This is a genomic window from Rhodococcus sp. T2V (assembly GCF_029269925.1).
Taxonomy (GTDB): Bacteria; Actinomycetota; Actinomycetes; order Mycobacteriales; family Mycobacteriaceae; genus Rhodococcus_F; species Rhodococcus_F koreensis.
The window spans coordinates 1-369 of sequence record NZ_JARJBD010000437.1 but is presented as its reverse complement, the minus strand read 5'-3'; the positions used below and the strand labels follow the sequence as shown (position 1 = coordinate 369).

The 369-nt window shown below is 65.6% G+C and carries 1 pseudogene; it reads right to left on the bottom strand.

Features of this window, described 5'->3' with window-relative positions:
* Positions 1-369, bottom strand: a pseudogene (locus P3H15_RS54730) (cutinase); the annotation flags it as partial.

The window sequence follows — 369 nt, the reverse complement described above, 5'->3', positions numbered from 1 at the left end:
CCGAGGCGAGTTCGAGGCCGAGTGGGAGCAACGCCGTGGTCTGCGCGGCAGCACCTACTGGGTCGGGTAGTACCCCGGGCGGAGGAAAGAGCTTGTCCGCGGCGGCCCACGCAATTTCCTGGGCCTGACCGACGATGTTGGCCAGCTTGATGATGTCGACGTTGCCGAGAATGTCGGTGACCAGCGCCGCGATCTGGGTGTACCCGGACGGGTCCGGGATGATCGCGAGGATCTGGGAAATCCACTTCAAGTCGACACCGGCGACCATCTTCACCACCGGTGCGAATTGCACATTCAGCTCCCGGGCCGCATCGCGGGCGCCGCGGACATCGCCGGCGGCGATCTTCTGCGGGAGCACGGTCAGGTTGT